General features: G+C 64.9%; 6 protein-coding genes, 1 tRNA gene and 1 pseudogene. 4 read left to right on the top strand and 4 right to left on the bottom strand.

The window, feature by feature from the left end; genetic code table 11:
- Window positions 1-259, bottom strand: a pseudogene (locus tag JF66_RS15815) (hypothetical protein); the annotation flags it as partial.
- 84 nt (window positions 260-343) lie between these two features.
- Between JF66_RS15815 and JF66_RS15820 the strand changes: the two are divergent.
- On the top strand, window positions 344-769 hold the full coding sequence (locus tag JF66_RS15820) for a hotdog fold thioesterase (RefSeq protein ID WP_035879543.1): 426 nt from the start codon (window positions 344-346) through the stop codon (window positions 767-769).
- Between the two features lie 78 nt (window positions 770-847).
- Here the strand turns inward: JF66_RS15820 and JF66_RS15825 are convergent, their stop codons facing one another.
- Complete coding sequence (locus tag JF66_RS15825) at window positions 848-1,453, bottom strand: ANTAR domain-containing response regulator (protein WP_035879545.1); 606 nt, start codon at window positions 1,451-1,453, stop codon at window positions 848-850.
- Window positions 1,454-1,491: 38 nt separating this feature from the next.
- Between JF66_RS15825 and JF66_RS15830 the strand changes: the two genes are divergently transcribed.
- A tRNA-Leu gene (locus JF66_RS15830) sits at window positions 1,492-1,574 on the top strand.
- 46 nt (window positions 1,575-1,620) lie between these two features.
- Here the strand turns inward: JF66_RS15830 and JF66_RS15835 are convergent.
- Window positions 1,621-2,217, bottom strand: coding sequence for a TetR/AcrR family transcriptional regulator (locus JF66_RS15835; RefSeq protein WP_035879539.1), 597 nt, complete (start codon window positions 2,215-2,217; stop codon window positions 1,621-1,623).
- A 126-nt stretch (window positions 2,218-2,343) separates the two neighbouring features.
- Between JF66_RS15835 and JF66_RS15840 the strand changes: the two genes are divergently transcribed.
- Together JF66_RS15840 and JF66_RS15845 are read left to right on the top strand one after the other, a co-directional pair.
- A complete protein-coding gene (locus JF66_RS15840) occupies window positions 2,344-2,958 on the top strand; it encodes a hypothetical protein (protein WP_051973632.1) in 615 nt (204 codons plus the stop codon).
- A complete protein-coding gene (locus JF66_RS15845) occupies window positions 2,955-5,060 on the top strand; it encodes a YhgE/Pip domain-containing protein (protein ID WP_035879540.1) in 2,106 nt (701 codons plus the stop codon). Before JF66_RS15840 ends, JF66_RS15845 begins: the two co-directional genes overlap by 4 nt.
- 225 nt (window positions 5,061-5,285) lie before the next feature.
- Here the strand turns inward: JF66_RS15845 and JF66_RS24495 are convergent.
- Window positions 5,286-5,549: hypothetical protein (locus JF66_RS24495; RefSeq protein ID WP_231556462.1), on the bottom strand; the 264-nt coding region annotated here is incomplete at its 5' end.

Here is a 5,549-nt window from a genome sequence, read left to right on the forward strand (position 1 = left end):
GCGGGATCTGGCCGATGAATTCGGTGGGAGTCGCGTTTCGGGTTCCCTTGTACGCGGGGTATTCCCTGGTACGGAACGACGCTCGTGAAATGTCGAAGGCCACAGCGATGTGCGTGGGCTTTTCATTGCGCAGCAGGCTGAGGAGCATGGACAGGAAGCCATGAATGGCATTCGTGTGCTGTCCGTCCCGAGTCTGGAAGCTGTCCACAGGCAGGGCGAAGAACGCCCTGAACGCCAGTGAGTGGCCATCGATGATCATGAGGGTAGGCTTTTCTGAATCCAACACCCTCCCAGCCTACAAGTGTCATCGGGCTGGATTCTGGCACAACGAGCAAAGGCGATCATGACAAATCGGACCGAAGACGCACTCGCGTGGGTGACTGAGCGCGGCTGCGGAGCCCTCGCCGACAAGATGGGGCTGGAATTCACCGAATTCACGGTCGATCGCGCGGTCGCACGGATGCCCGTGGACGGCAATACGCAACCGGCGATGCTCATGCACGGAGGTGCCTATGTGGTGCTCGGCGAGTCGCTCGGATCAATGGCGGCGAATCTGCACGCCGGATTGGGCAAACTAGCCGTGGGAATTGAGATCAACGCCACCCATAATCGATCTGCGACCAGCGGATGGGTCACCGGCGTGTGCACGCCGATTCACCTGGGTCGGACGCTCACGACGCACGAAATCGTTGTCACCGATGATCAGGGCCGGCGCTGTTCCACGATCCGCATCACGAACCTCATCAAAGAGATGCCCGCGAAGGCTTAGACCCAGAGCACGCACACACAGGGCGGCCAGCCCAACCGACTCGGTTGGGCTGGCCGCCCTGTGTGCGTGTGCGGCTGTTTACTTCTTCGCGCTCAGCTGCTCGATGATGGCCTGCGACACATCGTGCATTGTCAGGCGGCGATCCATCGAGGCCTTCTGAATCCAGCGGAATGCCTCGGGCTCGGTCAGGCCCATTTTCTCGTTGAGGAGTCCCTTGGCTCGGTCAACGAGCTTGCGGGTTTCGAAGCGCTCAACCAGATCCGCGACCTCAGCTTCGAGGGTGATGATCTGGCTGTAACGCGACAGAGCGATCTCGATCGCCGGAAGCAGGTCGTTCGGCGTGAACGGCTTGACCACATAGGCCAGCGCTCCGGCCTCTGTGGCCCGTTCGACGAGCTCCTTTTGGCTGAAGGCCGTGAGGAGCACCACGGGTGCGATGTGCTCCTTTGACAGACGCTCGGCTGCGCTGATGCCGTCGAGCTGCGGCATCTTCACGTCCATGATGACAAGGTCGGGACGAAGTTCCCGCGCGAGCGCCACCGCAGTTTCTCCGTCACCGGCTTCGCCGACGACTTCAAAGCCGTTGTCACGGAGAATCTCGACGATGTCGAGGCGGATAAGGGACTCATCCTCCGCGACGACAACGCGACGGGGAGGGGTGGGGGTGCTGTCTTGGTCGGTCACGACCAAAAGCCTACGGTATTCTGGAGCTGTAGATGTGAGCCGGTGTGGCGGAATGGCAGACGCGGAGCACTCAAAATGCTTTGTTCGAGAGGACGTGTGGGTTCGAGTCCCACCACCGGTACAGTTTCAGTGACGTAAAACCCCCGATAAACGGGGGTTTTACGTATTTAACGCGGGAGATTCCCGTCGATCGGACCAGCGAGACGCCCTGAAAGGGTCGCCAGAACAGCGGCGACAACGTCGGATTGCGCACGCGTGGGATCAAAAACGAGCCATTCGAGTCCGACCAGCAGCGTGGCGCCGAAAACACCACTCGCCATGAGATTCGTGGTTTCGGGTGCGGAATTCCCGGGGAGAGCTTCGCCGATGGCCGCGGCGAATTCGCCGAGGGCCTGATGGCGGTAGGCGAATGACGATTCCTGCCACGAGCGGTCCGTTCGAAAAAGTTCACCGGCGATGACCTTGGCGAGTGCCGTATTGGCGGCAATCCGCTCGAGCAAGGTCGCCACGAGCGCCTCGATCGATTCCCACCCGTGGCGGCCCACTCTGGCCGCTCTCAGCGACTCCGTCAGCCCCGACATCCCCTCAAGCAGCAAGCCCTCAAAGATCTTGTCCTTCGACGCGAAGTTGTAGTACAGAGTGCCTTTCGCGACGCCGGCCCGCTCTGCCACGTCATCCATGGTGGTCCCCGTGATGCCGCGCTCCGCTGCCAGCGCCAGGGCCGCATCCAAAATGGATCGTTTCGTTCCGGTCTCTCGGGCCATTTCGCCGCCTCCTTGATTCTGTACTGACTAGTCAGTATATTGATACTCACGCCCTGTTGCAACGATGCACGTCTGATTTTTCCGGACAGGCTCATCACCCGCAATTCACAGACAGGTCCCCCGCCAATGCGCGTCATCCTCACCACGGTCAGCAAGGGTCCCCGTGACTCGTCTCTCCCACCCACCAGCGTGGACTTCGCCAGCGGCGCCGTCACCCTGGCCCGCGCGGAGACCGAACGCCGCCCGACCGTGCTGGGCCTGATTGCGAGCGGTCGCATGCGGGCGGATCGGGGCGAGGTGACCATTGACGGCGACAGCGACTATTCCGCGATGCGCAGCCGTATCGCTCTCATCGATGCTCCAGGCGTCTGCGAGCCGGCCGACGATGTGACGGCGGCTCAGATCGCGGCCGAAGAGCTGATGTTCGCTGGGCGTTCGAGCGGCCGCGGCAGCGTTCTCCGAGTTCTGGAGAACCTCAACCTCAGCGACGCGAGCGGATCGGCCGTAGCGGACCTGGCCCCGAGCCGACGCGTTCACCTGCTCACAGAACTCGCGATCCTGCGCGACGGCGTGGAGGGTCTCGTTGTCTGCTCGCCCGACCGGCACGGCGGCGATCCCCTCGAATGGTGGCACCTGCTCGAGAATCTGGCCAGGCGAGGCTACGCCGTGCTCGCCATTGCCGGCGACGCCTCGGCGCAGGCCATCAGAACCCTGCAGCGGGAAGGAGTGTCCGGCGCATGAAGATCTTGGCCATGGTCCGGGCCGAATTGACCCGCCTGACGTCTACCCTCATGTCGCGCATCGCCCTGGTGGCTCTGCTGCTGGTACCCGTGCTCTACGGGGGCCTGTATCTGTGGGCCAACCACGATCCCTACGCGGGCCTCGATCGCGTTCCCGTCGCCCTCGTGATGGCCGACACCGGCGCCCAGGTCGACGGCAATCCCCACAATTACGGCGACGAGGTGGCCACCCAACTCGTCGATGACGGAAGCTTTCACTGGCATCGGGTATCGGCTGCCACGGCGAAGGCCGGTGTCGCCGACTCCACGTACGACTTCAGCGTGACGATTCCCGCAGACTTTTCTACCGCGATCGTCTCCACCTCCGGCGACTCGCCCCGCCAGGCCACCATCACGCTCTCCACGAACGACACGACGAGCTATTTGGCCTCCACAATCGGCACGCAAGCCGCAAAGACCCTGCGTCAGGCCATCGTGCAGAAGGTCAATGAAGAAGCAGCAGGAAGTTTCCTCATCGGTCTCTCCGACGTGCGCTCGAGTCTCGTCACCGCGACCGACGGCGCCGCCCAGGTGACGGAGGGCGCCGCTTCCGCCGGTTCCGGGGCGTCCGCGCTGGCCGACGGTGCAGCAGAGCTCGCCGGCGGCGGCCACAGCCTCGCCTCCGGGCTGGGAGAACTCGCGGACGGCACCGCGAAGGTCGCCGGCGGCAGCAGCGACCTGGTGGCAGCATCCGGGGCCGTTGCCGACGGAACGAACCGGATCGCCGATGCCGCAGCAACTCTCGCCGACGGCACCGCACGCGTCGCCACCGGGACCGAACGGGTGTCGGAGGGTGCCGCGGGGCTGTCAACCGGACTGTCCGGGCTGGCCGACGCGCAGCACGCGGTTACGGCGTCAGCGGCGAACGCCGGGATGTCCCTCACCGACGCGCGCGACAGCATCCGCGCCGAACTGGTGAGCGACGGCCTCACTCCCCCGCAGGTTGATGCTGTACTGGCCCTGCTCGACGAACCGGGCACGTCCCTCGACACGACCAGCACGATGCTGCGCGGCATCGGCACCCAGGCAAACCGCCTTGTGACGGCCGGCGGCGCGCTCTCCGCCGGGGCAACCGAGGCGGCCGACGGAGCAGATCTTACGCGAGCTGGAGCCGCCCAGCTACGCGACGGCGCCCAGCAAACCTCATCGGGAGCCTCCGCGACAGCCACCGGCGCACAGACGCTGTCAGACGGGGCCGGCGCCGTTCATGCCGGCGCCGTGACGGCGGCATCGGGGTCCGCCAAGGCCGAATCCGGCGCACGCAGTCTCGAGGCGGGCGCGGTCACACTACGCGCCGGCCTCGATGACCTCCAGGCCGGCGCGGCCAACCTGCGAGACGGCCTGCAGTCCGGCGTCGACACGCTACCGCAGTCCGACTCCGGCCTGCGCGACCTTCAGGGGGCGACCATCGCCGATCCCGTTGATCTCACCACTGCGGCCGTCACGTCGGCCGGCACGTATGGTGCCGGCCTGGCCCCGTTCTTCGTGAGCCTGGCCGGATGGATTGGGATCTACGCCCTGTTCCTCATCGTGAAGCCGGTCTCGCGTCGGGCGATCACGGCACTGCATTCACCGATCAAGATCACGCTGGCGGGCTGGCTCACGCCGGGCCTGCTCGGAATGGTGCAGATGGCCGCGCTGTTCGCGATCGTCGCCGGCGTGCTCAATTTCACGGTGCACAATCCCGTGGGAACCTACGCCATGATGGGGCTTGCCGCCCTGACGTTCGCGGCCATCATCCTCGCGCTCAACGTGTGGCTGGGCAGTGTGGGTCAGTTCATCGGCCTGGTGCTCATGGTCGTGCAGCTCGTCACGGCCGGGGGGACCTTCCCCTGGCAGACTCTGCCTGCACCGCTGGACTGGCTGCACCACGTCGTTCCGATGAGTTATGCCGTGGACGGTATCCGGCAGCTGATGTACGGCGGTAACCCGGCAACCGCCTGGGCCGACGCGGGTGTTCTCTTGCTCTGGCTGGCCGGCGCTCTCGTCATCACCGCGATCGGCGTCACTCGGATGACCCATTTCCGGACCCTGAGAGACCTTCGCCCGAGCTTGATCGGCTAGCCGATCGGCCCGGCGCGGAAGCGGGGTCACGCAGGACGTGTCACGATCCGCCCATGGACTCAGCATTCAGCAGCTGGCACCTCATCGTGCTTCTCAGCTACCCGGCCCTGATCGCCTGGGAGTTCTGGTTCCTACCTCGTCATTCGCGGCCGTCCGCACAGCCATGCGGCAGCACCAGGAACGGCTTGACACCCGAGAGCAACCCAAACCGAACGCCTGACGGAGTCATTGCCGGCTAAGGCCCCGTCCGATTTTCCCTGTGCCCTCCCGCAGCCCGGAGATTGGCTCGCGAGATCTCGAGACACGCCGTAGACGGCGTTCCTCGATCAGCGGGGCAGCACAGCAGCGTTCCTCGATCAGCGGGAGAGCACAGCAGCGTTCCTCGATCAGCGGGAGAGCACAGCAGCATTCCTCGATCAGCGGGAGAGCACAGCAGCGTTCCACGATCAGCGGGGCAGCACAGCGGCGTTCCTCGATCAGCGGGAGAGC

Source organism: Cryobacterium sp. MLB-32 (assembly GCF_000738085.1).
GTDB lineage: Bacteria > Actinomycetota > Actinomycetes > Actinomycetales > Microbacteriaceae > Cryobacterium.

Excerpts from the sequence above, each read along its gene's own strand:
- JF66_RS15820 (WP_035879543.1), top strand. The coding sequence starts at position 344 with ATGACAAATCGGACCGAAGACGCACTCGCGTGGGTGACTGAGCGCGGC.
- JF66_RS15835 (WP_035879539.1), bottom strand. The coding sequence starts at position 2,217 with ATGGCCCGAGAGACCGGAACGAAACGATCCATTTTGGATGCGGCCCTG.
- JF66_RS15840 (WP_051973632.1), top strand. The coding sequence starts at position 2,344 with ATGCGCGTCATCCTCACCACGGTCAGCAAGGGTCCCCGTGACTCGTCT.
- JF66_RS15845 (WP_035879540.1), top strand. The coding sequence starts at position 2,955 with ATGAAGATCTTGGCCATGGTCCGGGCCGAATTGACCCGCCTGACGTCT.